This window comes from Roseibium algae (assembly GCF_037783265.1).
In the GTDB taxonomy this organism is placed as follows: Bacteria; Pseudomonadota; Alphaproteobacteria; order Rhizobiales; family Stappiaceae; genus Roseibium; species Roseibium algae.
Map to the genome: position 1 here is coordinate 1 of NZ_JBAKIA010000030.1, position 26,453 is coordinate 26,453.

18 protein-coding genes and 2 pseudogenes are annotated in these 26,453 nt (G+C 51.3%); 11 read left to right on the forward strand and 9 right to left on the reverse strand.

Annotated elements, in window-relative coordinates; genetic code table 11:
* Nucleotides 1–710 precede the first annotated feature (710 nt).
* The 7 genes from V6575_RS22490 (at nucleotide 711) to V6575_RS22520 (ending at nucleotide 16,457) form a co-directional block, all read left to right on the forward strand.
* On the forward strand, nucleotides 711–965 hold the full coding sequence (locus V6575_RS22490) for a type II toxin-antitoxin system Phd/YefM family antitoxin (protein ID WP_340277668.1): 255 nt from the start codon (nucleotides 711–713) through the stop codon (nucleotides 963–965).
* A complete protein-coding gene (locus tag V6575_RS22495) occupies nucleotides 962–1,390 on the forward strand; it encodes a type II toxin-antitoxin system VapC family toxin (protein ID WP_340277695.1) in 429 nt (142 codons plus the stop codon). The genes V6575_RS22490 and V6575_RS22495 overlap by 4 nt, the downstream gene beginning before the upstream one ends.
* Before the next feature lie 338 nt (nucleotides 1,391–1,728).
* Complete coding sequence (locus V6575_RS22500) at nucleotides 1,729–2,433, forward strand: GNAT family protein (protein WP_340277669.1); 705 nt, start codon at nucleotides 1,729–1,731, stop codon at nucleotides 2,431–2,433.
* Complete coding sequence (locus V6575_RS22505) at nucleotides 2,417–3,364, forward strand: hypothetical protein (RefSeq protein ID WP_340277670.1); 948 nt, start codon at nucleotides 2,417–2,419, stop codon at nucleotides 3,362–3,364. Before V6575_RS22500 ends, V6575_RS22505 begins: the two co-directional genes overlap by 17 nt.
* Entirely contained in the window at nucleotides 3,351–13,262 is a 9,912-nt protein-coding gene (locus V6575_RS22510) for a DUF4214 domain-containing protein (protein WP_340277672.1), read from the forward strand. The genes V6575_RS22505 and V6575_RS22510 overlap by 14 nt, the downstream gene beginning before the upstream one ends.
* A gap of 160 nt (nucleotides 13,263–13,422) precedes the next feature.
* A complete protein-coding gene (locus V6575_RS22515; RefSeq protein ID WP_340277673.1) occupies nucleotides 13,423–15,144 on the forward strand; it encodes a type I secretion system permease/ATPase in 1,722 nt (573 codons plus the stop codon).
* Entirely contained in the window at nucleotides 15,141–16,457 is a 1,317-nt protein-coding gene (locus V6575_RS22520; RefSeq protein WP_340277674.1) for an HlyD family type I secretion periplasmic adaptor subunit, read from the forward strand. The genes V6575_RS22515 and V6575_RS22520 overlap by 4 nt, the downstream gene beginning before the upstream one ends.
* A gap of 223 nt (nucleotides 16,458–16,680) precedes the next feature.
* On the opposite strand, the gene V6575_RS22525 is transcribed toward V6575_RS22520, so the two are convergent.
* Nucleotides 16,681–17,064 carry a hypothetical protein gene (locus V6575_RS22525; RefSeq protein WP_340277676.1) on the reverse strand — a complete coding sequence of 128 codons (384 nt, stop codon included), beginning with the start codon at nucleotides 17,062–17,064 and terminating at the stop codon, nucleotides 16,681–16,683.
* A gap of 49 nt (nucleotides 17,065–17,113) precedes the next feature.
* Nucleotides 17,114–18,019: a lipid II-degrading bacteriocin gene (locus V6575_RS22530; protein WP_340277677.1), complete on the reverse strand. Its 906-nt coding sequence runs from the start codon at nucleotides 18,017–18,019 to the stop codon at nucleotides 17,114–17,116.
* A gap of 313 nt (nucleotides 18,020–18,332) precedes the next feature.
* Between V6575_RS22530 and V6575_RS22535 the strand changes: the two genes are divergently transcribed.
* Entirely contained in the window at nucleotides 18,333–18,593 is a 261-nt protein-coding gene (locus V6575_RS22535; RefSeq protein ID WP_340277679.1) for a hypothetical protein, read from the forward strand.
* Between the two features lie 58 nt (nucleotides 18,594–18,651).
* On the opposite strand, the gene V6575_RS22540 is transcribed toward V6575_RS22535, so the two are convergent.
* Nucleotides 18,652–18,993 (reverse strand): hypothetical protein, encoded by a 342-nt coding sequence (locus V6575_RS22540; protein ID WP_340277681.1) that lies wholly within the window; start codon nucleotides 18,991–18,993, stop codon nucleotides 18,652–18,654.
* Nucleotides 18,994–19,329: 336 nt separating this feature from the next.
* Here V6575_RS22540 and V6575_RS22545 point away from each other — a divergent pair, with 336 nt between their 5' ends.
* Nucleotides 19,330–19,713: a DUF6979 family protein gene (locus V6575_RS22545; RefSeq protein WP_340277682.1), complete on the forward strand. Its 384-nt coding sequence runs from the start codon at nucleotides 19,330–19,332 to the stop codon at nucleotides 19,711–19,713.
* A gap of 175 nt (nucleotides 19,714–19,888) precedes the next feature.
* Here V6575_RS22545 and V6575_RS22550 read toward each other — a convergent pair whose 3' ends face one another.
* Nucleotides 19,889–20,152, reverse strand: coding sequence for a hypothetical protein (locus V6575_RS22550; RefSeq protein WP_340277684.1), 264 nt, complete (start codon nucleotides 20,150–20,152; stop codon nucleotides 19,889–19,891).
* Between the two features lie 288 nt (nucleotides 20,153–20,440).
* Between V6575_RS22550 and V6575_RS22555 the strand changes: the two genes are divergently transcribed.
* Nucleotides 20,441–21,346 carry a JAB domain-containing protein gene (locus V6575_RS22555; RefSeq protein ID WP_340277685.1) on the forward strand — a complete coding sequence of 302 codons (906 nt, stop codon included), beginning with the start codon at nucleotides 20,441–20,443 and terminating at the stop codon, nucleotides 21,344–21,346.
* 79 nt (nucleotides 21,347–21,425) lie between these two features.
* On the opposite strand, the pseudogene V6575_RS22560 reads toward V6575_RS22555, so the two are convergent.
* The 3 genes and pseudogenes from V6575_RS22560 to V6575_RS22570 form a co-directional block, all read right to left on the reverse strand.
* Nucleotides 21,426–21,563 (reverse strand): annotated as a pseudogene (locus V6575_RS22560) (integrase core domain-containing protein); the annotation flags it as partial.
* A 13-nt stretch (nucleotides 21,564–21,576) separates the two neighbouring features.
* The gene (locus V6575_RS22565; protein WP_340277686.1) at nucleotides 21,577–21,828 is read right to left on the reverse strand and encodes a hypothetical protein; all 252 of its coding nucleotides are present in this window, start codon (nucleotides 21,826–21,828) and stop codon (nucleotides 21,577–21,579) included.
* Nucleotides 21,825–23,069 (reverse strand): Y-family DNA polymerase, encoded by a 1,245-nt coding sequence (locus tag V6575_RS22570; protein ID WP_340277688.1) that lies wholly within the window; start codon nucleotides 23,067–23,069, stop codon nucleotides 21,825–21,827. Before V6575_RS22570 ends, V6575_RS22565 begins: the two co-directional genes overlap by 4 nt.
* Before the next feature lie 477 nt (nucleotides 23,070–23,546).
* Between V6575_RS22570 and V6575_RS22575 the strand changes: the two genes are divergently transcribed.
* Nucleotides 23,547–25,382 (forward strand): type II toxin-antitoxin system HipA family toxin, encoded by a 1,836-nt coding sequence (locus V6575_RS22575; protein WP_340277690.1) that lies wholly within the window; start codon nucleotides 23,547–23,549, stop codon nucleotides 25,380–25,382.
* 389 nt (nucleotides 25,383–25,771) lie between these two features.
* Here V6575_RS22575 and V6575_RS22580 read toward each other — a convergent pair.
* Together V6575_RS22580 and V6575_RS22585 are read right to left on the reverse strand one after the other, a co-directional pair.
* Nucleotides 25,772–25,891 (reverse strand): annotated as a pseudogene (locus V6575_RS22580) (integrase core domain-containing protein); the annotation flags it as partial.
* 128 nt (nucleotides 25,892–26,019) lie between these two features.
* Nucleotides 26,020–26,453 (reverse strand): hypothetical protein (locus tag V6575_RS22585; RefSeq protein WP_340277692.1); only part of this gene is annotated, 434 nt, incomplete at its 5' end.

Genomic DNA, 26,453 nt, shown 5'->3' on the forward strand with positions numbered 1-26,453 from the left:
TGCCCCGTCAGAACCTCAACCTGCCGTAACTTCGTAACAATCTCCTCCGGCTTTGGTCGCTTGTTGGTCATGTGTTTCCTCCGTTTTCCTAAACATAGCGGAGGACCACTTCAAAGGGGGAGGATCAGAAGCTTGAGCAGGAAGGTTTGATCGCTCTGAAATATGGCGCCATCGAAGTTCCCGATGCCAAAGCTCTGGCTGATTGGATTGATTGCGCCAGGACTCAGAATGCTCCTTAGAAATGGCGTTAAATTTTATGAAACCTAGCCAATGATTTTAGGGCGCGCCTCTTCGGATTACAAATGGTTAACAAAGCATGAAAATGCAGCCTTTAGAGGATAATTGCACCGCGGAAATCTTTGCGACACGCCTCATATTTGGGCGTCTTGATGTTTGGCTTCAGCCCAGCTTCTTCCTCCGTTTTTATGTAGAGTTCATGTTAAAGAACGAGGATGAATAATATGATCCTTCTGCTTTAGAGTATCGGTCTTTGTCATCTGATTGCGATAGTGCCGAATGGTGTTCTCGTCCGACGTTGCAGCATCAGTTCAGGATCCAGAAACCGCAGCCATGACAACCTATGCCGGATCATGAACTCCATTAACACAAGGCTGTTGCAAGCATCTCGCTCACGTTTGGTCTGCTGCCAGAATTTGACACTTTACAATAATGTAGTAATGTTGCTACATTAGTGAGCGAGGAGAAGTCTTATGGCAATTACAAGTGTGTCGAGCCGGGAATTTAATCAAGATATCAGCCGGGCCAAAAAAGCGTCTCAGCAGGGGCCTGTTATTATCACGGATCGCGGCAGGCCTGCACATGTTTTGATGACAATGGAGGAGTACCAAAGATTAACCAGGCCTGTTGGCAATCTGGTAGATCGGCTTGCGATGCCGGGGCTTTCTGATGTGGAATTTGAACCGGATAAAGTGAGCATTGGAATTCGCGAGGCTGAATTCAGCTGATGTTCTTATTGGACACAAACGTGATTTCCGAATTGCGGAAAGTCGGAGATGGCCGCGCGGATAGAAATCTTGTTTCTTGGATATCTGCTCAGGAAGCTGACAGCCTGTACGTGTCAGCCATTACGACCATGGAACTTGAAATTGGTGTTTTGCGAATGGAGCGCCGTGATACGGAACAAGGTGATCGTTTGCGGGCTTGGCTAGATCACCAAGTTTTTCCGGAATTCTCGGAGCGTACTCTTGCTGTCGATTGTGCTGTTGCCTTTGCCTGCGCGCGACTGCACGTTCCGGACCCAAGATCAGAGCGAGATGCATTGATCGCCGCAACAGCTCTGGTTCATAATATGCACGTTGTGACCCGAAATACCTCTGATTTTGAGCTGACGGGTGTCAAACTCATTAATCCATGGGAGGCGTCATCCTAGGCAATACTTGGAGGTTGGTAATTCGGTGTTTTTGATTTTATATTCCATAATTTAGATTATGCGAAATTTGATAAGTTATTGATATTATTGATTAATTTTACTTTGTTTTGGTTGTTCACTCAGCGTTTGTGAACCTGTCGAACGCATTGGGATGACCATCCCTCTCTTTACAAAGCCGCGTCGCCAGGATCCCGGCTACGGCGTCCCTTCCTGTTATAATTTACAATAAAATGTTTCCGGGCACTTGTTCTGTTTCTCTGTATGTCTGATGCTGTACACTCAAGGGTGTCCTGCTGACTTCTGGATGTCATGGGTTGCGGATAGGGTTTTGGCATCAAATGGATTACGGAGCAGGGCTCGAGGTGGATGGCGTTTTGAAGACACGGAAGGATGAGCTTGCCCCTGCCCTTCCCGCTGATACTCATGCTTCCCTGCCAGGCAGTAAGCCCGGCTCTGGCAAAGGGACATCCAGAGCTTCGCGGGCCTCCAAGGGGTTCCAGATTCGGCTTGCACAGCCAACGGAAGCTGATTTCAGGGCGGGTGTTGACCTGGCACGGGCCTCTCATGAGCGCACCCTCTTTCGCGATATCCCTTTTTCCGAAGACAAAGCCAGAAGCATTTTTGAGCGGGCAACAAGCCAGCCGGAACGTTATGGGCTGCTGTATGCGGTTCTGCCGACGAAAATCAGTGATGAATCGGAAGACGCTGCATCGGCGGCTGGAACCGCGGTCAGTCTCTCAGATGAGCATAACAACAGCCTGCTCGGCTTCGTCTCTGTTTATGCCGGCGAATACTTTCTGGGTGAAGGCACGTTGATCGCAACAGTGCAGACGCTGAACATTGCGCCGCATCTTTCCGGCTCACTGCTCGGCGGCAAGGTGGCCTTGCGTCTGGTGCAGGCGGTGCGTCATTGGGCCAAAACACGGTCCTGCGAACATGTTCTGTTTCACGTTACCAATGGGGTTGATGCCCCAGCTGCGGATCGGTTCTTCCGGCGGTGTGGAATGAAGACTGTGGGTGGGAATTATGCTGAAACAATCTAAATTACACATAATTCCTAGTCGGCTAGGGCTTCAAAAAATTAGCTTTTTTCGTCAGCGCTGGCTTTATTTATTTGGTTCACTTATTTTGATTTCATCATGCAATAGCAATGATTTCGTTCATCTTGGCTTCTTTCATACAAATGGCGATTTATATGCTTATTCGCTAGCAAAAAAAGATCTGCACGCAGAGATTTTTGTTGCCGATCAGAATAATAAAATAATAAAAAAATTCAGTTCTCCCGATTATACGTATACGTATGGATATTTCTCAAATGAAAAATTCTATTACATTGTAGCTGGAAAACCTCCATCAAAGAGCTCTCTGTATAGCTGTGATCTTGGCTTTAAAAAATGTAGTCGCGTTTTTTCTATTTCTAGAGGGATTTCTAATCCAATTGTACTGGAAGACGGCACCATTTTTTTCCAAAAAAGCGAAAATTGTGGCGGGGACAAATTCTATTACTTCAAATCTTCTTTTCTGGAACCAAAGGTTTTCATAGATGAGTGTTTCTTTGGATTAGGTATGTCAGTTCTCTACGACGGCAAAATTTATTTTTCTGGCCGTAGTGCGGATGAAAAAATTCGCACCGATAAATTAGAAGAAAAATTAGAGTACGCAAAGTATATTGATTTATCGACAGGCGATGTAATTAAGATTGATGGTAACGGGAAGATCGAATCTTTAAGATCGTATCACATTGTAATAGAAGATGATAAATTAAAAATATACTATAAAGCTGACTTGGTCGGTGGTTCTTTTAATTACCATACCTGTGTAGAAACATTTGAAAATACTTATTGCGATAATAGTATTGAATCAACTTACCCAGCTGTATTTGATGGGGCGGTCTATTTTGCCACTTTGAACCGCCTTGAAATGAGTTTGGATCTTCAAAAAATCATCCTGGAGAACGAAAATGGGGAACGCTAATTGGTCGTCGCTAACCTATGGCAATTATGGCGGAAAGGGATGGACCGGCGGCGCCTGGGGCGGAGGATTTAATGTTAACCCCAGAGATGAGTTTGATGCAGTTTTCATGAGGCATGACAAAGCCTATTCTGGCCAAGCTCTCACAACTCTCAGGAATGCGGCAGATCGCGAGATGCTTGCTGAGTTGGCTGCGTTGAGAAACAGTTCTGCATGGGACAAACTGGATTGGAGTGACAAGCTATTTATCGCTAGCGGAGTGCCTACAGCATTTACTTATGTGTATGTTGATAGGAGTGTGAATGTGGATTTCACATACTACGTTAACAGAAGTGTTTATAAACTTTTGGGAATTGATGATATAATTTCGCGTTGCTTTTGCGGAAATACGATCGTCCAATTACTTGGAGCATCTGCCGAAGTCTCCTCCATTCTCCCTGGCGACACTGTCCTTTCCTTTGACCCTTCTGCTGACCATGGCAGAGGCGCGTTGGTGCCGAAGAAAGTCGTGCGCACCTTCACCAACATCACCGAGGAATGGCTGCGGCTGTCTTGGGTGGAGGATGGTGAGGACAAGGAACTCGTCACCACACCGGGTCACGAATTCCTGACCGCCCACGGCGGATTCCGCCAGATCGAGAAGTTGGTCGCCGGTGGGACTGGCACGATTGTTCTGGCCGACGGCAGCGAGGCCAAGGTTGCCTCTGAACGTCTGATCTATTCAGCCGAAACAGCTGACATGTTTGAGCAGGCGGAAGGTTATGTTCTGCCGCAGAACGGTAATCTGGCCTTAAAGCCTGAATTCAAAAAAGGCTGGAAGACTTATAATTTCGAAGTCGAGGAGTTCCACACCTATGTTGCAGGCGGCGTGCGGGTGCACAATGATTCCTGGAACGATGGTCAAGGCTTTGATTACAATTCCAAAACGGGCTGGGAACCGGTGGTGTATACTGGAGGCGGCTTTAACAGTGTCACCGGTGAAGTTGTAGACGGTCAGACGATCAGCCTTAATATGCAGGCGTTCGAGGCTTACATGGGAGATTTAAGCAGCGCTTATCAGGGATCTGCTGGTGCCTACGCTGAAGCCAGCTCTTATTCCGCCATCGAAAATGGGTACGGCTCGGCCACGGCTTATGCTGCTGGTTTCAACGCGTATATTGGGAAAAGTGGTGATAATGTTTCTGCTCGGGGCGTGTTGGCGGCTGATCGTGCCGCTCGAAAAGGCATAGAAGCGGCAACCGGCAATGAAAGCTCCAACGACAGCGGCAAGCCCCTGATCCTCGATCTGGATGGCGACGGCATTGAAATTACGCCGATGGATCGGTCGTTTACGGAATTCGATTTTGACGATGATGGTTTTCTGGAACGCACGGCCTGGGTCGGTGCTGATGATGGGTTGCTGTTCTGGGACGAGAATGGCAACGGTTCTTTGACAAGCGCGCGGCAAATCGCTTTCTCGAAGCTGACCGAGGACTTTGATACGGATCTGGATGCCCTTCGCACACATTTTGATGAGGCCAATGGCGGCAATGGCGATGGTGTTTTCGATGCGCAGGATGCGGCCTGGAGCGACTTCAAGATCTGGCGCGATGCGGACAGTGACGGGGTGGTCGATGCGGGGGAGCTGAAATCCCTTGCCGACTACAACATTGAAAGCATCTTGCTGACCCGGACCAACGAGACGACTGTGGTTCTGGATGACGACACGGCCATTCACGGATTTACCGAGGCGACCTTGAGCGATGGCTCGACAATGTCCGTTGGTGATGTGTCGCTCGGTTATTCCAAACTTGGGGTCAAGCGTAGTGTGGATGCCGATGGCAACAACATCGTCACCTATGAGGGCGCGGACGGCAGCACAGACGGATCCACAGGACGCAAGGTGATTGCCGCAAGTGCCGGGGCTGCAAGCTTTGCGCTTGGGGCGGATACAGAGGAAGCGGACGGCGCGCTGACCACCTCTGCCTGGTCTGCTGCCATTGGCAATGAGTTCGCCAACACGCTGGATGCTTCAGGCAAGCTGGAAGACGTGCTTCTTGAAGGTGCGGGTGGCAACGACACGCTGACCGGCGGCGCGGGCCATGACATCCTGATCGGCGGTGCTGGGTCGGACAACCTGTTCGGCGGTGCAGGCAACGACACGCTGGTGGTTGATGCGGCTGACCTTGCTGGCGGTGCGATCAGCGGCGGCGAAGGCTATGACACGCTGACACTCGACACGGACATTGCCACCCATGTCATTTTGGGTCAGCATCAGGTCGAGGCTGCCATTGGCGGTTTGGGCAATGACACCCTTCATGGTAATAACAACAATCTAAAGGTCTGGAGCGAGATCGCCACGCTCAATGCGGACGGAACCTTTTCCGCCGGCTGGGTGGACATTGGTTATTACCTGAATGGCGCGGACGGCAATGACACGCTGATCGGTGCAGCCAATAGCGACCAACTGATCGGCGGAGCTGGCAATGACATTCTTCTGGCGGATGGTGCGTCTGGCTTGGGGGCCGTCACTTCTGCACAGCTGATCATGGTCTATGACGTGTACCGGATAACCCTAGGCCGGGAGCCCGTTGATTTTGAGCTCGCGCATTGGCTAACCCAGGTGCAGGATGGCGGGCTGACGTTAGTGCAGCTTGTTGAGGTGTTTGTCGAATCACAGGAGTTTCACGAGCAATTCGGCGCCATCAACGATGCCGCCTTTGTGAACCATCTTTATGAGGATGTTTTGGGCCGTGTGCCAAGTGCGGACGAGATTATTCACTGGTCTGGAGAATTGATTGACCAGGATGCCCGCAAAGAAGTGATTAAAAGCGTACTGGGCAGCGCTGAATATGAGGCAACTGTTTCGGACGCCCGTGATGCCTACGTCAACAATTCGGCAATGGGTGTTCCGGATGCACTCACCGCTGAGGAGCGGCTCTCGATTGAGGTTGTGTACGATTCCTACCAGGCTGTTTTCGGACGTGAACCGGATGCCGCTGGCCTCGATCAATGGTTTGACGAAGTGCAGGCGGGGAACCTGTCGCACAGCCAGTTGGTGGATGAACTGGTCTTGTCCGCTGAGTACCTGAATGAATTTTCCACACTGAGCAATGAGGACTTTGTTGCTCATCTCTATCAGGACATTCTTGGCCGAACTGCGTCGGCTACTGAGAGTGCAGGCTGGATGAGCCAGCTTATCGACCAGGGAGCGCGCAAGAGCGTGGTCATGGGAGTTTTAGGCAGCTCTGAATTCAACAATGCCAATGCGGCTGCGCGCAACACCTATATCAACAATTCAGCCATGGCTCAGCCTGAGCCTGCACCGGTTCTAACGTCGTCCGAACGTGCTAATCTCGAGATTGTCTATAATGCCTACCGTGGCGTCTTGGGCCGTGCGCCGGATGCCAATGGCCTGGATATGTGGTTCCACCGGGTCGAAAATAACAACTGGTCCCAAAGCCAGTTGATCGATCAGTTGCTGGTATCGACTGAATATGGCCAGAATATTGGATCCAAGAGCAACAGCGACTTTGTTTCCCATCTTTATCAGAGCGTGCTGTTGCGAAGCCCGGACAGTGCCGGGCTGACAGGTTGGACTGCCCACCTCAACAATGGTGGATCGCGCAAGTCTGTGATCGAGACTTTTCTGAATGGGGCGGAATATAGCAACACCAATGCGTCCGCCCGCACCAGTTACGTCAACAATTCGGCTTTTGCCCAGCCCGATCCGGGGCCCGTTTTGACTGCGTCCGAATGGGGCCATCTGGAAATCGTCTACAACGCCTACCTTGGTGTGTTCGGGCGTGAGCCGGATGCTGCCGGACTTCAGCTGTGGTTTAACCGGGTTGAGGCGAATAACTGGAGTCTAAGCCAGGTGGTCGACCAGTTGATGGCAACTACAGAGTTCCTCAACAACTATGCGTCAATCGGAGATGAAGCTTTTATCTCGCATCTTTTCCAGGATGCTTTGCATCGCAATCCTATCGCAGGCGAGATTGATGGGTGGCTTGGAAACCTGAACGACCCGGCGGACCGAAAGCAGGTCATGCTCGGCTTCATTTCGAGCCAGGAATACGCCAACGAAAAGACGGCTGCGCGTAACAGCTATGTCGATGCTTCTTCGGTTATTGATCCAGGTTCAGACCTGACAGCAGATGAGCGGTTGGATCTTGAGCTTGTCTATAATGCCTATCTCGGTGTTTTCGGGCGGGAGCCTGACGCGGCCGGCTTTGAACTTTGGTACGATAAAGTCCAAACTGAGAATCTCGATACGGATCAGTTGATTGAGCAATTGATCGCTTCCGAAGAATACCAGACTCAATTTGCCATTCTTTCCGACAATGAGTTTGTAACCCGCCTCTATCAGAGAGTGCTTCTGCGCGATCCTCTTGATGGAGAAGCGGAAAGTTGGCTGGAGCAGCTGTACGATCTGTCATCCCGCTCGTCGATTGTCCTGGGTTTCATTGGCAGCCAAGAGTACAGTAATCAGATCGGCGATGAGCGGGATGCCTTCTTTGCTGACTCTGCCTTGGTCCAGGCGATCTTGTCGCCGGAAGAAGGTTTTGGAGACGATACTCTGTCTGGCGGCACCGGCAATGATACGCTGAAAGGCGGCGGTGGCAACGACGTCTATCTCTATAATCGTGGCGATGGAGATGACGTAATCGACGACTCCAGCTCGACAGAAGATGAAGATGGTAATGGCGGCGATACCCTGTCCCTGGGCGCTGGCATTGCGCTGTCGGATCTGAATATCCGTCTTGATGGCAACGACCTGCTGATCTCGTTCTTTGACGAAAGTCAGGAGGACAAGGACGTCGCCGCTGAACTGGGCCTTGCCGCCCTCACCGGCTCGATCCGTATTCAGAACTGGACCACTGACACCAGCAAGATTGAATACCTCAGCGTTGCCGATGGCACGGTGATCGAGTTGGCAGACCTTTCATTCAATTCACTCGATGACACTGGCGGCAGCCGCATTTTCACGTCTGGTCGCGATTTTGTTCAAGGTCGAGGCGGCAATGATACGCTGCACCTTGGGGCTGGAAACGACATAGCCTTTGGTGCTGATGGAGATGATTACCTTATTGGTGAAGATGGTAACGATGTACTGTTTGGTCAAGATGGCAATGACCGGCTATCCGGCGGTCATGGGGATGATAGGCTTGATGGCGGCGATGGCAATGATAGCCTGAGTGCCTATTTTGGCGATGACATTCTGTCAGGCGGCGCGGGCAACGATACCCTGCATGGTCAGGCCGGCAATGACATTCTTGAAGGCGGTGATGGAGAAGATACGCTTTACGGTTATGATGACGATCCAGGGAATGACGCCGACGATGGAAATGATCTTCTAATTGGCGGCAAGGGAAATGATTATCTTTATGGTGCCGCCGGTGATGACACCTATGTCTACAACCGCGGCGATGGCAGCGATACGATTGTCGAGACCGGGCATGGTGACAATGGTGACAGGCTGGCTTTCGGCGACGGGATTGATCTGGAAGATCTGAAGTTCACCCGGTCTGGCAATCATCTGAAAATCGAATTCTTTGGTGAAAGTTCAGAAGAGGCTGAAGCCGCCGAAGCGCGCGGACTGGAACCGCTCACCGGATCCATCACGATCACGGATTGGTTCACAAATGGAGACCGTCGTGTGGAAAGCCTCTCCTTCGCCAATGGCGATACGGTCTGGATCGGGCATCTTGCAAGCTTCCAGAACGGTTCGGGTGGTGATCTGAACGATTTCATCAATGCCGAAGGTGGAGATGACACGATCAATGGTGGGGCTGGCCATGACACGATACTCGGCGGTTATGGCAACGACACCCTCTACGGCGGTGACGGCCATGACATCCTTCGCGGTGGCGAAGGAACCGACAGGCTTTATGGTGGAAATGGCAACGATGTTTTGGAGCCAGGTGCTGGGACTGATGCTTGGCAGATGTTATATGGCGAAGCTGGTGATGATACATACCTGATAGATGCCGACTCCGGAAAAGTATTCATCGACATCGGTGGTGAGTGGGCGGGATCTGGCACGGATACGGTTCTTTTTACGGATCTCGTTCTGTCTGACTTGATCTTTACAACACCGTACTGGGACGAAAGCCAAGGTACATTGATGCGTTTGGCCTGGAACAGCACCGACTATAGGCCCACGGGCCAATTGGATCTGTCCGAACTTGGGCAGCACATTGAACGTTTTGAGTTTGGCGACGGGACTACGCTGAGTAAAATTGAGATCGATGGCCTTGGTCGTGCAGTACTCCGCGGCACGGATGGCGATGATTTGATTGTCGGCGGTGTCCAGGTTAGCGGCGATGGGAACGGTCGCTACACAGATGATGAACAACTATTTGGCGGCGCTGGAAATGACACTCTCGTGTTCGGGAAAAGTGACCTTTCTGACTACCAACAGGGCTGGGGCGAAGCTGGTGACGATACATATGTTGTCAGTGCAAACGTTGGTGAAGTGTTCTTATTCCGCGGGGCCGAAGTAGATAACGGCGGTTATGATACCGTCGATTTTCGTGACCTCACGTTGGACGATCTGAGCGTCACCAAAATCTCTGGCGAGGAATATCAGGGCGAAGTGCTCGTTATAGAGTGGGCTGCAAATGGGACACGGCCACAAGGCAGCCTTAAGATCGCTGACCTGGGAAGTAATTTCGAGCAATTTAAGTTTTCTGACGGGACTACGCTGAGTAAAATTGAGATTGATAGCCTTGGTCGCGCAGTTCTTCGCGGGACGGATGGCGATGATTTGATTGTCGGCGGTGTCCAGGTTAGCGGCGATGGGAACGGTCGCTACACAGATGATGAACAACAATTTGGCGGTGCTGGAAACGATACTCTGGTGTTCGGGAAAAGTGATCTGGCTGACTACCAGCAAGGCTGGGGGGAAGCTGGTGACGATACCTATGTTGTCAGTGCAAACGTTGGTGAAGTGTTCTTGTTCCGCGGGGCCGAAGTAGATAACGGCGGGTATGATACCGTCGATTTCCGAGACCTCACGTTGGACGATCTGAGCGTCACCAAAATCTCTGGCGATGAATATCTGGGCGAAGTGCTCGTTATAGAGTGGGCTGTAAATGGGACACGGCCACAAGGCAGCCTTAAGATCGCTGATCTGGCAAGTCACTTCGAGCAATTCAAGTTTGCTGACGGGAGTATTCTGACACGTGAAGAAGTTCTTGAGACGGCCGTTCCGGTTTCAGAAATTCCTCCCAATGATACGCCCATTGTTGCCGCTGCGCTAGCTGATGCGAACATTGTAGAAGACAGCGCTTGGTACTTAACAGTTCCGCTTGATACGTTCAGTGATGTTGATGGAGACGTGCTGACTTATAGCGCACGCCTGTCGAATGATAGCCTACTGCCAGCCTGGCTAAATTTTGATCCTGCGACCCGGACATTCTCCGGAACGCCGCCACAGGACTTAAACGGCACGATCAATCTGAAGGTCTCTGCCTCAGACGGCGCAGAGACAGTCGATGCGGCCTTTACACTGACGGTCACTCCTGAGAACGATGCACCGGTTGTTACCCTTGCCCTCTCCGATCAATCGGTCGCCGAGGACACGGCCTGGTCCTTCACGGTCCCTGCAGAAACCTTTACGGATGTTGACGGTGATACACTCACCTACACAGCAGCTCTCGCCGATGGCGCCGCACTTCCGTCCTGGCTGAGCTTCGATGCCAACACGCAGACATTCTCCGGAACGCCACCGCAAGGTGAGGCTGGCATTTTCTTACTCGAAGTTGTTGCTTCAGATGGTAACGAGAGCGTTTCCCAGAGTTTTAATCTGACGATCCAGCCGAAGGTGCAAACTCACCATACAACCTATGCTGGAACCGATGATACAGACGCTGATGCTTGGTTGACTGACGCAGATGATGTGATCGATACTGGGGGCGGTGCGGATTACGTTAATGGCTCCAGTGGGAATGACACATTCCTTTGGTCTAAAGGCGATGGAAACGACTCGTTTGGAGCCGGTGGCGGTGCAGACGCCGATACCGATATTGTGATCTTCACAGATGTCCCCTCCACGGATGTCAGTTTCGGTATTTTATACGATAAGCACGTTACCGTGACAGTGGGCGAAACAGGCGAGATGGTGACACTGGCCGACCAGATCGGCGGGTTCAAAGAAGCCTTTGATGAAATCCGCTTCTCAGACGGCGTTTCCCTTACCTTTGCTCAATTCTCAGCGCTGGCCCAGGAAGCCCCAACCTATATCGGAACCGATGATACAGACGCTGATGCTTGGTTGACTGACGCGGATGATGTGATCGATACTGGGGGTGGTGCGGATTACGTTAATGGCTCCAGTGGGAATGACACATTCCTTTGGTCTAAGGGTGATGGAAACGACTCGTTTGGAGCCGGTGGCGGTGCAGACGCCGATACCGATATTGTGATCTTCACAGATGTCCTCTCCACGGATGTCAGTTTCGGTATTTTATACGATAAGCACGTTACCGTGACAGTGGGCGAAACAGGCGAGATGGTGACACTGGCCGACCAGATCGGCGGGTTCAAAGAAGCCTTTGATGAAATCCGCTTCTCAGACGGCGTTTCCCTTACCTTTGCTCAATTCTCAGCGCTGGCTCAAAATAATGGTGTAGTCAGCGAGAGTGCCGCTAACAATGCGCCTGTCGTTAGCTTTCCGATTGCGGACGTCAGTATTTCAGAAGGCACCTCGTGGAATTTCACGGTTCCAATTGATACGTTCAGTGATGCTGATGGGGACGTGTTGACATACAGCGCTACGCTAGCTGATGGCGGCGTACTACCATCCTGGCTAAGCTTTGATGACAGCATGCAGACGTTCTCCGGAACGCCGCCGCAGGACTTAAACGGCACGATCAATCTGAAGGTCTCTGCCTCAGACGGCGCAGAGACAGTCGATGCTGCCTTTATACTGACAGTCACTCCTGAAAACGATGCACCCGTTGTTACCTATCAAATTCCAGATCAAGAGGCTTCGTCCGGAGCGGCATGGTCATATGAAATTCCAATGTTTCCATTCGAAGATGCTGATGGAGATGAGATTTCAATAAGCCTGACATTGGATGATGGCTCTGCATTACCGCAATGGCTATCGTTCAACTCATCGAATGGTCTTGTATCTGGTACGCCCCCCTCCGACTTTAATGGCCCCTTGGCCTTGCGTATGGTTGGATCTGACGGTCTCGAGGAAGCTGAGATTTTCTTTGATGTGAACGTTACATCTTCAAACAACGGAAGTAACGTCGCACCATTGGTAACCTATCAAATTCCAGACCAAGAGGCTTCGTCCGGAGCGGCCTGGTCTTACGAAATTCCAGTGTTTCCATTCGAAGATGCTGATGGAGATGAGATTTCAATAAGCCTGACATTGGATGATGGCTCTGCATTACCGCAATGGCTATCGTTCAACCCATCGAATGGTCTTGTATCTGGTACGCTCCCCTCCGACTTTAATGGGCCCTTGGCTTTGCGTATGGTTGGATCTGATGGTTTTGAGGAAGCTGAAATTTTCTTTGATGTTAACGTTATTCTGAATGGGGCCTCATCTGATGATATTCTTGCCGGAACAACGGGTACAAATTTCTTAAATGGCCAGTCCGGTAATGATGTTATCTCGGGCCTTGCTGGAAACGATACCCTCACAGGTGGGGCGGGCAACGACACGTTCCGCTTTGTTTCTGGGGATACCGGCCATGACACGATCACGGATTTCACTGCAGGCGCTGGATCTGAAGATGTGATCGAGTTTGAGGGTGGTGTGTTTGCTGATTTTGCTGGCGTCCTTGCAGCGGCATCGGACGATGGAGCAGATACAACAATCACGATTGACGCTGACACGTCGATCCTGCTGCAAAACGTGGTTGTGTCCAGCCTGGACCTGGATGATTTCCGCTTTGTCTAAAAGTTGCAATTGGTCGGGATGTCGTGGCTTATCTGCCTTACGTCCTGACCAACTCAGCTTGCCCAAGTTACAATCTGGGGTTCGTTAAAAGCCCGCACAGGTAACTTCTCATTTCCTTTCTCAGACCTCCATTTTCAAGCCACCGGATTTTGACCCAGTCATGCGTAAGCCAACGTCTCAGAGACAGACCAAATCGATCGTTTCGGAAGCTTTTCGAAGTGTTCGTTCGGCATTGATTGGCGTCGGCCTGGTCAGTTTCCTGATCAATCTCCTGATGCTGACAGGCCCGCTGTTCATGCTCCAGGTTTATGACCGGGTGCTTGCAAGCGGATCGGTGCCAACGTTGATTGTAATCGGCAGCCTGGCCATGGTGCTTTATGGCTTTTACGGGCTCTTGGAAGGACTTCGTAGTCGCGTTCTGGCCAGGCTTGCGCACCGGGTTGATGCGGGTCTTTCCGCAAGCGCCTATCGGTTTTCCAACAGCCTGCCCATTCGTCTTGGCCGTCATGCTGCAAACCTCCGGCCGATCCAGGACCTGGACACCCTCCGGCAATTCCTGTCCGGGCCTGGCCCTTCTGCGATTGCCGATCTGCCTTGGCTGCCATTTTACGTCGGCATCGTGTTTCTGTTTCATCCGGTTCTTGGATTTCTTGCTCTTGGCGGTGCAGTCTTGATTGCGGGCCTCATCTTGCTGAATGAAATCTTCTCCAAGGCGCCATCCGCAGACGCTAACAACAAAGCTGGCCGCCGGGCGCTGGAAGTCGAGGCTGGCAGGCGGAACTCCGAGGTGATTTGCGCCATGGGGATGGAAGCGGTTCTGTTGGAGCGATGGGACACGCAGAACGCCGACTTTCGGACAACCCAATTGCAGGCGTCTGATCGAGGCGGGTTCTTCACGACCTTGATCAAGACAATCCGGTTTGTACTTCAATCGGCCGTTCTGGGCGTGGGGGCCTGGCTGGCAATCAAGCAGGAGATCTCTCCAGGCGTGATGATTGCATCTTCCATCATGACGTCGCGGGCGCTGTCTCCCATCGAACAGGCCGTTGCACAATGGCGTGGTTTTGTGGCCAGTCGGCAGGCTTTGCACCGGTTGAGGGAGGGCCTAATCTGGTCTTTGGACGCTGCTGCCAAATTGGAGCTGCCGCTTCCTGTAAAAACGCTGCTCCTTGATAAGGTGAGTTGCGGCCCATTCGGCGAAAAGGCCCCCTATGTGTTTGGCCTTTCCCTCGAGCTGCAGGCTGGCGATGGTCTGGGTATTATCGGCCCGTCCGGGTCTGGGAAATCCACGCTGGCGCGCGCACTGGTTGGCACAGTGCCTGCCCTTCGTGGGTCAATTTCCTATGATGGCGCTGACATCAACCAGTGGCCGTCCGAGCGCCGCGGCGATTTCATCGGCTATATGCCTCAGGATTTGCAGCTGTTTGATGGAACAATTGCCGAGAACATTGCCCGCTTTCGAGAGGACGCCAGCTCGGATGCGATCATTGAAGCTGCGCTATTGGCAGATGTACATGACCTTATTGTGGGCTTTGCTGAAGGCTACAACACTGTCATTGGCAGGGCTGGTTTGAACTTGTCTGGTGGCCAACGTCAACGGATTGCCCTGGCGCGTGCGCTCTATGGCAATCCTTTTCTCATTGTGCTGGATGAACCCAATTCGAACCTGGATTCCGAAGGCGAAACAGCCCTGACAAATGCGATCATGGCGATGCGGGAACGGGGATCTATCGTGGTTGTTATCGCTCATAGACCGAGTGCAATTGCCACTGTGAACAAGGTTCTTTGCATGAAAGACGGTCAGGCGGTTGCCTTCGGTCCCAAGGACGAGGTTTTGAAAAAGGTCATCTCGCCGCTTTCCTCTGTGGGGACTAGCGCATGAGTGCGGGCAAGGAACAAGCCAGCGGGAGTGATGCTCACCTGAAACGGACCATCAGAAACCATCTCCTTGTCGTGCTGCTCATCAGCCTGGCGGTTGTTGCGGGGATTGGGGGCTGGGCGGCTGTGTTTAAAATCTCCGGCGCGGTTGTGACCTCTGGCAGGATCGTTGTGGAGAGCAACATCAAGCAGGTGCAGCATCAAGAGGGGGGCATCGTAAAGGAGATCAAGGTTGAGGATGGTGATATCGTCCAAGCCGGTGACCTGTTGCTTCGCCTTGATGACACGGTCACGCGCGCAAATCTGGCCGTGGTGACCAAGCAGCTTGCCGAATTAACGGCACAAGAGGCCCGTTTAGGTGCCGAACGGGACGGCAAAGACAGGCTAGAATTCGCGGGATCTTCCAAGGGTCAATCGCTTACGGAAGTGCAGAAAGACCAGGAACTTCTGTTTGAAGCGCGCAGGAGTTCTCTGTCCGGTCAGCGCAAGCAGCTGTCTGAGCAAATCAAGCAGCTGGAAACCCAAATCGAAGGCCTTGCAGCACAGCTGGAGGCCAAGGCCCAGGAAATGGACCTTATTGATCTGGAGCTGGTCGATCTGAATGGCCTTCTGGACAAGAAACTGGTGTCAAAGAGCCGGGTCACTTCCCTGCGCCGGGAGAAAACCAGATTGCGGGGTGAGCATGGCGAGCTGATTGCCCAGTCAGCACAGGCACGCGAAGCCATAAGCGAACGGGAGATCCAGATCATTCAGATTGATCAGGGCTTTCGGGCAGAGGTACTCGAACAGCTGCAGAATGTGCGCTCAGAATTGTCCCGGTTGGCAGAGCAACGCATTGCCGCAGAAGATCAGCTGCGCCGGATTGACCTGCGTGCCCCGCAAACAGGGTTTGTTCACCAGCTGGCTGTCCACACAATCGGCGGCGTGATCGGCGGCGGGGAAATCGTCATGCAGATTGTGCCACGCGAGGACAACCTGATTGTTGAAGCTCAGATCCGCCCGACGGATATCGACCAAATTGGCCAAGGCCAGGAAGCCCGTGTCCGCTTCCCAAGCTTTGATCAACGCACCACGCCGGAATTGACGGCGCGTTTGCTGACGATCTCACCGGATCTGTCTGAGAACGAGCGGACGGGAGAAAGCTTCTACACGGCCCGCTTGCTGATCGACGACGAAGAACTGAAAAGCCTGGACGGTAAAGTTCTGGTTCCCGGAATGCCGGTGGAGGCCTTCCTGATGACGCAGAACCGCACGGTCCTGTCGTATCTGTTGAAACCGGTCACCGACCAAATCGCACATGCCCTGCGCGAACGGTAGTCTTCCGAGAGACTATGAACGGAGCGGTATTAAATCCCTGCGAGATTATCATTCGTCGACGGTCAAATTTTTGCTCATGCTATATGAAAGGACATAGCGATAAGCGAAACGATGACAGAGGCAGTGAATCCAATATCATCGGGCAACGCGAGGGTTTTTGCGGGTGTCCAGATGCTTGGTGACATAGTGGACCGGATCAGGTCACGCGACAGGTCGACAAAGGTCATAGTTGAGAAGCAGCATTGACGCTCGTTGGCTCAAAACTTGGGTCTAAAGAATATTCAATTGTCCAATTGCAATTAAAGAGGGCAAATCTCTTAAAATAAGCAATTTTGTCTTTAGCTAGATAAATAGTAACAAGCCATATATCTGCATGTTTATTAAATTGAGGCGCAACTTTAGAAAAAATCAGGTCGTATCCACGAGGGAAAAATTTATCCCCTTTAAGTTGCTTTTGAAGCACTGATTTTGTGATTAACTCTTTGAGGTTCGCAATCTCCATATTTGCGCAATGGTCTACATGTTGCCGACCAACCTCCTGTGCCCAAGATCTCATTGGTGAGATAAGTATAAGAGCCATTATTATTATTATAAATCTATTCACCATAAGTGTCCTATATTATTATATAAATAAATTAATGGTACGCTAAAGCAGCTTAGAGTCCGTATTCATCGTAAATAAGTACATTATTATTGAGCTCCACATGAATAGTACCATCCAGATCGATTTGGTACTCATCACCTCCTCCGATAGCTCCAATCAATTCTAACATATCGGTAGAAAAATCGGCGATAGCACCCCGATCGGCATTCTCGTTAACATCATACTGATCTGGGAGACCAGTAATATCTCCGACAAAATTCCACTCCGTTTCTGACGTGCGCGAGAAATAGCCGTCAACCTTGAGTGTAATCCCGCCCAGCCACGCACCATGGATTAAAGAGTCTTTGTAGGTTGAGTATGCGAATGTTCCGGAAACTGTTTGAGAATTGGAGTTAGAATCTTCAATTAGTGAATTAAGTGGCGTAATTTCTGATGCCTCAATTTCTAGTCCAAGATTGTGGAGATCAACGGACATAGTCTCGCCACCACCGTATAAATAGTGACCTAGCGCGGCAAGAGGAGTAAACGAACTTCCGCTGAAAGAATGATCCCCAGAGTCGTATTCCGAGCTAAGCTCATCGCTACGCATATAAACTTGGAGAGGGATTATATCGTTAGTCTCCGCTAAGATATCCATATTTGTATACATTATAATAGAGTTTGCGAGCGTTTCTGCATTAAAAGTGTATAGATCATGAGCTAAAAGTGTTAGATCATGTACGTATTGTGCTAAGAAATCAAAACTATCTAATGAGATCATATATAGATCCCAAGCATGAGCTTGACCAAAAATGGAACTATACAGACTAGAAATTGTATAGAAAGAATTTGCTCCGACCCCGTACCAACTCCAACCAACTGAATAGGACGTTATACCACTAAAGCTATATCCACCGTATGATCCAGCAGAAATAACGAGCGTATCTAAAGTGGTCGTTGCATCAACGGCTTGTGACATGAATGAACTTTCTTCAAATGATTAAATCTGAATAGATGAGTAATATGTTCATATTTTATCGTCAAGCCTGTTGACCTGAAGTCCTGTTTCTTTATCCAATTTTGGGTAGACTTCGGCCCCTGGTAGGAGACGAATAATGAGATCCTCACGTTTCAGCGACGAACAGATCATCCAGATGATCAAGGCATAGGAAATGGCATGCCTTAGCGTCGACTCGTGGCAACATCATTATTATTGGAATTTGTTGATTGCTCTATTTTGGGTGGAGCAATAGTATTATTCAACTTTTAATCAGCATGAAGGAAGCTTGCATATGCTCGACCGCTATAAACCATATGCGATTGCGACCTGGAGGCATTACCGCAGGTACTCCCTATTTGTCCAACTTCTCTTGATCATTCCAATCATATGCGCGATTGCCCTTACTTTATTGGTCGGCAACATGGGCTTGGCATTAATGGGAACTGCAATTGCTATTTATGCTTGGCTCGCTGGAGCAATTGGGGGCTTTGTAATTGTGATCTTAGGAAAAGCTGGTCTGATCATTGCCAAGGACCGCAAGAAGCAAGGTTGATAGTTGCCAGGCAAATTTGCGCAACTCAGGGCCAGGCCAGCTGCGCAAAATATAAGCCTTAAGCCTTGCAGTTTTTGGATTGCCTAGCCAACTCGATAGACTGAACTTTTCCCTTAGATACAGCAATGTTCCCTTCTTGATCGCCGCCAGTTAGGCTGGATACGGGAACTCCGATTAGGAATACGCCGAAGGCATCACCAGTTGCAGCATCATTCTGAGAATTAGACAATGTTTGCAGCTTGTCCTTCTCATGTCTCAATTGTTCCGCAAGCTTTGAGCAGGATTGGCCTGTATAGGCTGAAATAGGAATATCGACCGGTACGATGGCATCGGGTCGTTTAGCGCAGGCAGAAACCGCTAGGCCTAAAGACAAAAAAACTCCTAAATATTTTAAATTCACAATAACGCTCTCCCGGAGAATGTGGCTACAAATAACTATTCTAACGTGTATTTTAAAATTTTGCCTGATAAAAGAAAGCCTCTTCTGGCTTCTTCATATAATTTTCAACGGTATGTATTGCATGGCGCATTGGTGACACGATGGTGGAGTGCGTTAGGGCATGTAGCTTAAAACCATCCTGCGTTATCAGAGGCAGGTGTTTGAATGCCAAGGCCCGAAATCGGGTTTCGGCGGCCTAATTCGCATTACGTGTCATATGGAACCACTGGAACTAAAGAACATTTCCAGTGGTATATCGAAACGTACAAAAGCAATTGAACTTTAAAGGAGTGAGCTTTGGGAAAGTACGGAGAAGCAGCGGTAGCGGCTGCACGCGCGATTGCCAAAGACGATACGCTCCAACCCAAAGAAGCATGGCAGTCCGCGGTTAAAACTACTTTTCCTCATAGTTCTTCATTGCAATACAAAAGCTGCCCGAAAATTGCCTTCCTAGCATTGTGCCAAATGGGCAATGTTCGAGATGTTGCGGCAGGAAATTATACTACGTCCGAGAAAAACAAACGTTATATGGAGTGTGCCCTTACCGAATTGCGTTTGGATCCAGAGTTGTCGAATAACGCGCACGCACTTTGGGTGCGAGCAGTGGGGCACGACAAAAAATCTCACAATGCTCAAATGGACGTATTGATAAGCTTGTTTCTCGAAAATCTGATCCGCTAGAATTGTATGAAGCACCGACCAGGACGTGAGATCTTCGCGCGAGCAAGCAAATTGATCGATGTCTGGTATAATCTATCGGCGACTTCTCATAACGTGTCATATGGAACTGCGCACAGAGTTAGCTCCCCGCCCGAACAATCTCGATGGGTTTATATCCACCGAAGATGAAAACCGATTATTTCCGTTTGCTCTTCTTTCGCGGTGTTTCCCCCCGATCAACATATCCCTCTCGCAGCACCGCTGCATAAAACCGGCTTGCAGTATTCAGCATCATCGCAGCAGAGCGAAACTGCCCCGCCGTTCGCCTCGCTCCCAGGCCTTCGGCCAGAAGAGCCATCTTGCATGCCGTTTGCGCATGCAATTTCAACTCTTGTGAAGAAAAGAAGGCACATTCAGAGAGTTCAACCCTCTTGGAGCTAGATCCTTTTACTCTACGCATACAAATCTCCCGAAGTATAAATATTTCATTTTGAACATTAAGGAGCCGAAGTCGATCTTTAAGTAAATAAAGAGTCGCATAAATTTTCCATTATTTTACTTTTCGACTTTTCCTCTCGTTATTTTTCTACAGCAATACTCCTATTTTCTGGTATTTTTGACGTTATGGAAATTTTTCCTAGAGTTAAACTAAAAATTACATTAATTTAATAGTTACACGCTATACGGGTGTTCGGGGGCGTCCGCAGCGGGATATGGGGAGGGAATAATGAAAGCTACTCGGGGACTAGTGGAAGCGCTTCAGGGATTTGCAGAAGGCGTGCTTCCGGATCAAATGCTGTTTCATAGAGCACTGGGGTCTGCATATTCGAAGCTGGACAACACGCAACACAGCAATCCCAAGGCAGACCTTCGACTTGGATATGAGTTCCTTGAGCATATAGAGGCCATGGGTTTCCGAGGTGGCGTCGAAGCTGCAACGAATGGCAAGAAAGCGGGCAAGCAAGAGCTAATTGACAAGCGAAGAAGAGCGGCGTTGACCGATGAAACTGACCAGGGCCTCCTGGAGAGTTTGCTGGTCTTGAAATACACAGCGCCAAAAGCGCGTATACTTTCGATGGCGCTGCTTGCTGAGTTCGGCACCATCAACAATGTTCTCAACGCAACCGAGCCTCGCATAAAAATGATTTACGGAGCAGATCAAAAGCTGATCGACGTTCTTGATCTGGCTCGAACTATAAAAATGCGTGCTCTATTGGACGAAAGCTGTCGACAGAAACCAATTAAAGACACAAGCCAAGTGCTCGACTATGCAGTTGCATCGATGGCAAATCTGGACATTGTAAACGTGAAGGTTATGTATCTCGACCGAGCCAGGGAACTGATCGGGATTGAAACGCTTCAGACTGGTGATTGTGATTCAGCCCGTGTTTTTCCTCGACAACTCGTGGCCCGAGCACTTGATCTCTCCGCTAAGTATCTGATTGTATTTCATAATCAGCCAGATGGTACAGGAGATTCATCATTTGGCTTCTTTGAAAATCTCAAATGTATTGAGGATTCTATCAATAAGTTGGGAATCTACTTGCTCGACTATGTGCTCGTCTCCCCAGAGCTTTGCTATAGCCTCAAAGAATTGCGTGCTCTGGAGTATGGCAATCCAACGCCGCTGTTATTCCAACCGAAATTGGACTGAACAGTCAATCCAGCCAAGTTCTCGTCTGAGCCAGCTTTGCAATGGACCTGTCCCGTTTTCGTGCCGCCCCGGCGCTCGTTTTTCTCCAGCTTTGGATGATGACCTGGGACTCGCGCAGAGATGTAAAGATCTCTCCGTTCAACAGTTCATCGCGCAAGCGCGCATTGAAATTTTTGCAATAGCCATTCTCCCAGGCTGAGCCGGGTTCGATATAGGCGGCTGGTTGGAACCTAAGCCAACCCACCGACAAACCCGGATGCCTCGCATTCATGGTAGAGAGCCATCCGGCACTGGCCGCGACATCCGCGCTTGCGACAGGTTTCATCACGCTCGATCTCGGTCATCCAATGGAACATAAGGTCTGCCCGGGCCTGTAATTCAGAGGCCTTGCGGTGATGAACGTGGCTGCATGACCGGCAGATGAACTCGATCATCTGATCCGGGTCCAAATCACGGAGCTGGATTTCAGCTTTCCAGTTCACCAGAAATCCTCCGCACGTGGAATGCGCGTGTAGCTGATCTTGCCACCAACATTCCCGCCTTTGGGTGGGTTCCACCAACCGGTGGAAACAATGGTCCCTGAGTATTTCCGATTAAGGTCATCTTGAGCATCGGTCACATGCTCCCAGCGTTGCCGTTCCCGGTCGTCGTCCAACAGCATATCGAGCTGCCTTGCCTTGGCTGGCGTCAGATCGATCAGGGTCACATGGACGCGATAGACTTTCCGCCAGGCCACCTCCCCCTCGGCGCGGTGCCACAAGATATCCAGCGCATCCAGGAATGCCTTGTCATCGCGCACGGCTGGAAGCTTCAAGCCGTCGCCGAAAGACCCGTTTGTGATGGCAAGCCACAAGACCAGCCCTGAAGCTGCAAAGTTCTCCCGGCGCATTCTTCTGGCGGCTTTTACCAGAAGGATACGGGCGATTTCACGAGCCTCCTTCATGGTCCGCAAGTCTGGCGGCAAAACCCGGCCGTGACCGTACATGCCGCGTTCGCTACTCCCAGCCTGGATATCGTAGCCATGGAGGGCATACCAAAGCCGCTCTCCGGTTACGTTTCTCCAGATCTTCCGCATATGTTTGGGCTGAAGGGCCAGTAAGCGCTGCATATCGTAGACGCCCAACTTGTTGAGCCTCGCCTTCATCCGTTCGCCAATGCCGGGAATATCATCAAAGGGAAGCGGGTATAGTGGCTGGGGCATCATGTTCGGATGCCAGATGGTGACACCATTCGGCTTGTCCATCTTGCAAGCGATCTTTGCGAGGTGTCGATTGGCTGCAAAGCCGATTGAGCAGGTGATGTAGATCCCGACAAAGCGGGCAATACGATCCTTTATCGTTGCGGCCAGGTCTTCAGGTTCCTGCCGTTGCCGCTCATCCAGGCGGCACGTGAGTTCATCAATCGACTTGATGGCATCAATCGGTATGACCGCAGAGATTTCAGAAAGAAGTGCGTTGTGCGCCCGGCGAAAGAGGTCAGGCTCTTGAGGCACCAGGACGAGGCTTGGGCACTTTTGCCGGGCCTCAAGAACCTTCATCACATTTGTGCATCCGGCGGCCTTTGCCTCCTTGGAGCAGGCAATGACGACTGTCCTGTCGGTTCCCTCGAATGGAACGACACCAACCGGGCGACCGCGTAGCTTTGGATAGGCTTGCTGCATGACCGAGGCGAAGAAGCCATCGAAATCCAGATAGAGACGTTCAATGGTTTCGGGTTTCCGCATGGTTCAAGCCTCTTAATGAGGCGAGAACAAAATAGGAACATTGACGAAGAGTCAAGAGAACGGAGGAACTTTGGGTCTGTGAGGCATTTCAATTGTTCTTGTGCCGGGCCAGGCATGAGCGAGTAGGTCCGGTTGAGAATGGGATGACCGTTTTGCGTCCTCATTTCGGTCATTGAGCTGCTCTTGATCTGATCCTAAAAGCAGCCGTTCGCCGCGCCATGCTGATTAGCTGCGCATGATCATGATGATCGCCATGGCGGCGATGACGATCATCATGCCGATGACGTAGGCGTCGTAGCTGCGGTGGGACGCTATCCCCGGTACCGCTGCACGGCCCGTTAGTCCCGACCGGTGGGGAGGGATGGTGGCGAGAATCTAACTTTTGCGCGCATGAAATACGCGAAAGTTAGAAATCCTTGACATCTGATGTGAAAAATCCTAACTATTCCGTATGTTAAATACGTGAAAGTTAGAAAATTGCTCTATCTCGTCGGCGAAAACCTCGACAAAACCCGTGCCCACTATCAGGCCGAAACCGGCAAGATCGTGCAGCTCATGCGCGGCATCTATGTCGATGCAGACGCCGATGCAGATTCCAATGTGCTCAGGCATGCGATCCGGATCGCCCGCTATCTCTATCCGCGGGCCTATCTCTCGGCCGCCAGTGCCATTCTGCTCGCGCCGACGCGCGATGGCCGACTCTTTATCTGCGGGCGGCGCAATCAACGCACCCGGATCAGGACCCTGGAAATCATCCAAAATGCTGCGCCTGATCATCCGGCGGTTGCGAGCGCCACTATCGATGACGGGCTAGGAGAGTTCCGAACCAACATCTCGTCCATTCGTCAGCGCTTTCTCGAAGCTTTCCGACTGCGCAGCGAACACGCTGCCTCTATCGATGAAGCGATGCGCGCCGACATCGCGCAGCGCCTGGTTGCCGAGTATGGCGATCCCAAAGCAGCGGCTGATGCACTCTGGGCGCTGGCCCGCGAAAACAAATGGTATCGCGAAGGGGAGCAAGCCGAGCGCTATCTGCTCTATACACCAGCTGAGATTGAGGTTCGAAATGAGGCGGCACTCGATTTCATCGTCGCATGGCATGGGACCCACATCGGGCATCTCTTGTATGACGGCTTTGAATGGCGCTGGAAACCAGACAAAGGGTTCGATCTGCCGCTGATCCAACAGCGCGTTCCAGGCAAGCTGCCGCCCTTCATTCTATCTCTTTTACCCGAAGGATGGCTGGAGCGCGTTCTCAAGGAAAATGACGAGCGCGCCGTTCTGCGCTCGGGCAAGCGCTACATGTCAAATATAACGATCAGCACCAAGGCTGCCGATCTTGACGCCTTGCCCGCAGATGTTCTGGTCAGTCGTCTGGACGACTTCAAAACCGGCGGCATCTTCACCGGCACCTATGCCGGCCCAAGCCGCGGCGACATCGAGCAGAGCTTTGAAGAAAAGCTCGCGCGCCTTTACGCCAGCGCCGACACACCGCGTCTGTCCGGCGTCCAGATCAAAGCGCCGATGTTCCTCGGTAACGACGGGAAACTTGTTCCCAGTACCGGCCTGCCTTTTACGCACATACTTAAACCTGCCGGGGCCAGCGGCTTTCAGGCGCTGCCGGTGATCGAGTTTCTCGCCATGACGCTTGGCCGCCATGCCGGGCTCGACGCCCCGCCGACGGCGTTGACCGCTATGCCGGATGGCATGCCACCGGCACTGATCGTCGAGCGCTTCGATATTCGCACTTCGACGGATGACACGCGGCGCCTCGCGCTCGAAGATTTGTGCTCGGTTCTCGATCTTCCCCCCGACGCCAAATATGACGGTACGATAGAGCGTATCGCCCGCGCCGTCAGACCGCTCTCGACCAATCCCGAAGCTGATCTGCTGCTGGTGCTTAAACGCGCATTATTCGCCTGGCTCATTGCGGACGGAGACATGCACCTCAAGAATCTCGCGCTGCTCAAAGTCGCGCAGCCGGATGCACGCACCTTTGAGACCGTAGGGCTCGCGCCGCTCTATGATGCCGTCACCACGGTCGTCTTTCCCGGCCTTGAGCATGACCGCATGGCCCTGAAGATAAACGGCAAGGATAATCGCTTGCGCCGCGCTGACTTCCTTAAGATGGCAGCGACGGCGGGCCTGACTGCCGCGGTAGCGAGCCAGGCGATCGAAGAATTGCTTTCAGGACTGCGTGCGGGCATTGACGCGCTCACCACTCCGGATGTCGCCGGCATAGACGAAGACATTGCCGACAAAGCCGAGCAGATGCTCGCGATCTGCCGTGAGCGCATCGGAGAATTTGAATGATGTTGAACCTTATACTTCCGAGTGAACCGCACTTTACGTGGGTGATCGAAGCACATACGGCACATCTACTTACCTGCCTCTTTTTTCCAAAGCCGCCATTAACCTCGCAGCCTCAAGGGATGATTGTGCGCCGTCTGAACAAACGTCTGCTTACTTGCGTTCGCGCCTAGGAGCCGACAGTCTGGATACGGCCCCATTGCCGCCGGACGGCATCGCAAGCTCAATACAATCACTCTCACGGTTTGGTCGACTGGGAAACCACGACCATGACCATCCTGCCGCGCAATGCAGGACGCGATGGTTGAACCGCAAAGTCCGGCTGCCGGTTGTGACGCTCAGGAGGGTGGCATGGTAATCTCCCCATTTTTAGTGGGGCTGAGCGGTAGAATTCAGGCGGCCATTTTAAGTTTCATGGCGGGGGTTACGCCGCCGATGCCCATGTTGGGGCGCTCATTGTTGTAAGTCCGGAGCCATTCGGGTGCCTGGTCCTGCGCCTCCTTGACGGTTTCACGAAATAGTCACGCCAGCTTCTCATTTAGTTGCAATGAACCGAACTGGCTTTTCTAGGCGTTCCGCCATGAAATAAATACGTCCCTCATAATTGGGTAGCCCCTTATTCACGTTTAAGCTACCCTTCCTAATCTGTGGCGAGCGCCTCAATCATCCTCTTTGCATCGTCGCGAAACCGTTGGATGGTCGCGTCGGCATCGGTGATAAAATCAGCAAGTTTCACTGGAGTGTTGGAAACATAATCTCCGCGTTCTTCAGTCTCAACTCGCCATCCCTCAACGCCCTGTTCAGCACCAGGCTCTGCAAATTTCGTCTCATCTTTGAAGCGTAAAACCGATAAGCATACGTGAACATCCGATATGGAAACAAAAAGGCAATCACTTCTGCCGCCCTCGTCAGGAGAACCATCGCGGTAATAGGATTTTTCCAATATCTTCGCTTTCCACAAATATGAAGGTGTCGCTACATCACTGTTGAAGGACTGCTCTCCCAGTTTCTCCAGATTGCATGTTCCAAATGCCTTTTCCCAAATTCCGAAAAGCGCCTCAATATAGTCCGCTC

Bases quoted from the DNA above. Each gene is read 5' to 3' on its own strand.
- V6575_RS22490 (WP_340277668.1), top strand. From the start codon at position 711: ATGGCAATTACAAGTGTGTCGAGCCGGGAATTTAATCAAGATATCAGC.
- V6575_RS22500 (WP_340277669.1), top strand. From the start codon at position 1,729: ATGGATTACGGAGCAGGGCTCGAGGTGGATGGCGTTTTGAAGACACGG.
- V6575_RS22505 (WP_340277670.1), top strand. From the start codon at position 2,417: ATGCTGAAACAATCTAAATTACACATAATTCCTAGTCGGCTAGGGCTT.
- V6575_RS22510 (WP_340277672.1), top strand. From the start codon at position 3,351: ATGGGGAACGCTAATTGGTCGTCGCTAACCTATGGCAATTATGGCGGA.
- V6575_RS22515 (WP_340277673.1), top strand. From the start codon at position 13,423: ATGCGTAAGCCAACGTCTCAGAGACAGACCAAATCGATCGTTTCGGAA.
- V6575_RS22520 (WP_340277674.1), top strand. From the start codon at position 15,141: ATGAGTGCGGGCAAGGAACAAGCCAGCGGGAGTGATGCTCACCTGAAA.
- V6575_RS22525 (WP_340277676.1), bottom strand. From the start codon at position 17,064: ATGGTGAATAGATTTATAATAATAATAATGGCTCTTATACTTATCTCA.
- V6575_RS22530 (WP_340277677.1), bottom strand. From the start codon at position 18,019: ATGTCACAAGCCGTTGATGCAACGACCACTTTAGATACGCTCGTTATT.
- V6575_RS22535 (WP_340277679.1), top strand. From the start codon at position 18,333: ATGCTCGACCGCTATAAACCATATGCGATTGCGACCTGGAGGCATTAC.
- V6575_RS22550 (WP_340277684.1), bottom strand. From the start codon at position 20,152: ATGCGTAGAGTAAAAGGATCTAGCTCCAAGAGGGTTGAACTCTCTGAA.
- V6575_RS22570 (WP_340277688.1), bottom strand. From the start codon at position 23,069: ATGCGGAAACCCGAAACCATTGAACGTCTCTATCTGGATTTCGATGGC.